This is a genomic window from Okeania sp., assembly GCF_983059655.1.
This window is the reverse complement of the sequence record NZ_CEZPJD010000991.1, coordinates 1-2544: the sequence shown is the minus strand read 5'-3', so window position 1 is coordinate 2544 and position 2544 is coordinate 1. Positions and strand designations below refer to the sequence as shown.

3 protein-coding genes are annotated in these 2544 nt (G+C 35.5%); 1 reads left to right on the top strand and 2 read right to left on the bottom strand.

Going from position 1 to position 2544, the window contains the following annotated elements; all coding sequences use genetic code 11:
* Both AC3DU7_RS30995 and AC3DU7_RS30990 read right to left on the bottom strand, forming a co-directional pair.
* The coding region (locus tag AC3DU7_RS30995; protein ID WP_488043078.1) for a DUF2887 domain-containing protein at positions 1–150 on the bottom strand (150 nt) is incomplete at its 3' end.
* A gap of 109 nt (positions 151–259) precedes the next feature.
* Positions 260–1135 carry a Uma2 family endonuclease gene (locus AC3DU7_RS30990; protein ID WP_488043077.1) on the bottom strand — a complete coding sequence of 292 codons (876 nt, stop codon included), beginning with the start codon at positions 1133–1135 and terminating at the stop codon, positions 260–262.
* A gap of 269 nt (positions 1136–1404) precedes the next feature.
* Here AC3DU7_RS30990 and AC3DU7_RS30985 point away from each other — a divergent pair, with 269 nt between their 5' ends.
* On the top strand, positions 1405–2520 hold the full coding sequence (locus AC3DU7_RS30985; protein ID WP_488043076.1) for a CU044_2847 family protein: 1116 nt from the start codon (positions 1405–1407) through the stop codon (positions 2518–2520).
* Positions 2521–2544 lie beyond the last annotated feature (24 nt).

The following is a 2544-nucleotide window of genomic DNA, read 5'->3' as shown; positions in this document are numbered from 1 at the left end:
GAATAAACCATCTAAACGAAAAGATAATTGTTTGACTTCACGGGAGGTAAATTCATAAGTTTGAGTATTGGTATTGGGTTGGTTAATTAGTTCAAAGAAAATTGTCGGAAAGTTGAGAAATATTTGATAGAAAATACTGTCTGTTTTCACAACATTTATAGTTTAGGGGCAGTAGAAATATTTTACTATTTGGTAGGCACGATAAAGTTTATTAAGTAGCGATAGATTTAGGGTGCATATTCCGCACCCAATTTTCAACTTATTTAGTGTATAGTTTTCGCAATTCATCTATTGAGGAAACCTGGGGCATTTGAGAAATAATTCCCTCTAACAATTTCACATCATTAATGGCTGAAATTTCAGATAACATTCCCACAGCTTCATCACCAAACTTGAGTTTTAATCCCATATCTATTGCCAATAATAACGCTTGTTTAATTTTGGCATCTTTTTGAGATATCTCAGCATCCTTCAGGGATATCTCAGTATCCTTTTGAGATATCTCAGAATTTTTTTCTGCTGCTAATTCATCTCCTGTTTTAATCACATTCCCATCCGCATCACACCAACGTAACCAAGTACCACTAAGATTTTCAAATACACCATTCCAAAGAGTTAATCCTAAATTTACATCAGCAAACCAAGCATCATTTTTCGGAATATAAGAAGTGCCTTGAAGTTGAAATACTTGGAGAAAAGTTTCACCTAGTTTTTGCAACGGATCGTAGACAACATAATAAGGAATTCGTAACTGTGCATAGTCTATTAATTTACTTCCTAACTCATTGCCTGGAGTGGGAGAAACAATTTCAATTACTATATCCGGAGATTTACCAAATTCCCAGAATAAATAAGAACGAATATTACGTTTCCACCATTGTTCGCCACCAGGAATATTCAAACTTAAAAACACATCAGGTACAATTCCTGAATCTCCGACATAAGAGAATAAACCCACATTAGCAGCAGCAATAAAAGGAACATTTATTCCTGTTTCGGCACCGCTATAAAATACAGTTGTCAGCAGACGTTGTTGTTTCTCATTAATCAAACTATCTAAAGGAGTATCATCCTCCAGAATCATATTACTGGTGTCTGGATATTCATGGGGCAGAAGTGTCAATTTTTCTGACATAATTACCTCCAGATTTATTTAGGAATTACTTGAGGTATTATAGCATTTCTCATATTAATAATATACAATCTTTTTTGCCTCTTTTTTGTTCCCAAATTCCGATATACCCAGCAAAATTTCTCTGCTTCATATATTTTATAGTTATAAATACTATATTTGCCTTTTCCTCAATATTAAAATACTTGTTTAATGAGTTCTTTTAAATTCATAGAGCAAATTACTGTAATGTGCTTGAATAGAATAGCAGTTAAATTCAGGAATTAACATATATGGCCACCAGATTAATTCAACTGGAAGATGGGATTTTGGTTGAAGCTGAAGTTCCAGATAATGAAGCAAAGCCGATTTCTACTAATGCTGTTAAAGATGTTAAATCTAGTTTTGCACAAGTTAAACCTGTATTAGTTAGTATTAGTCGTCCTATTGCTGAAGCTTGGCAAGAAATTAATAAAGATATGGAAATTGAACAAGCTGAGGTGGAAGTAGGTTTTAACTTCGAGGGGGAAGGTAATCTTTATATTACTAAAGGAAAAGCAGGTGCTAATTTAAAAGTTAAGTTAGTATTGAAACCAATTGCACCAAAACTATTTGATGTAATAATGGTAAACAGTAAAGGTGAAGAAATTAATCGTAGTTCCCATGAAGCAGTATTTTTTACTGAAGATTTAGGTAAAGGTGTAACCTTAGAAATGGTTTCTATCCCTGGGGGTAGTTTTGTTATGGGTTCGGCAGAAAATGAAGTAGAAACAGATAGTCCTGAAACTCCCCAACATGAGGTTACTATTCAACCTTTTTATATGAGTAAATATCCTATTACTCAAGACCAATATCAAGCTATTATGGGTAAAAATCCCTCTCACTTTAAAGGAGGAAAGCGCCCAGTCGAAACTGTAACATGGCATAACGCTACAACATTTTGTCAAAAGTTATCAAAAAAAATTGGGAAAACTTACAAACTACCTAGCGAGAGTCAGTGGGAATATGCCTGTCGCGCTGGTACAACTACACCGTTTTATTTTGGGGAAACTATAACAGCCGATTTAGTTAACTATAATGGTGACTACACTTATGGCGATGCCCCTAAAGGCAAATATCGAGGGGAGACAACTGATGTGGGAACTTTTCCTCCTAATGCTTTTGGTTTATATGATATGCACGGGAATGTGTGGGAGTGGTGTCAGGATATTAGACACGATAATTATGAAGGTGCGCCTAGTGATGGTAGTGCTTGGGAAACTGGAGGAGATAGTAAGATACGAATTCTTCGTGGTGGCTATTGGGAAGATGAACCTGGGAATTGTCGGAGTGCCTTCCGTCTCTGGGGCGATCCCGGCTTCTGTAGCAATAACAGAGGTTTCCGTGTAGTTTATTTGCCTGGTTTATAGAAGTATTAAAGAATTCAGGAGTCA

What these genes read in the sequence shown, in the direction of transcription:
- AC3DU7_RS30990 (WP_488043077.1), bottom strand. Translation starts at nt 1,135, where the DNA reads ATGTCAGAAAAATTGACACTTCTGCCCCATGAATATCCAGACACCAGT.
- AC3DU7_RS30985 (WP_488043076.1), top strand. Translation starts at nt 1,405, where the DNA reads ATGGCCACCAGATTAATTCAACTGGAAGATGGGATTTTGGTTGAAGCT.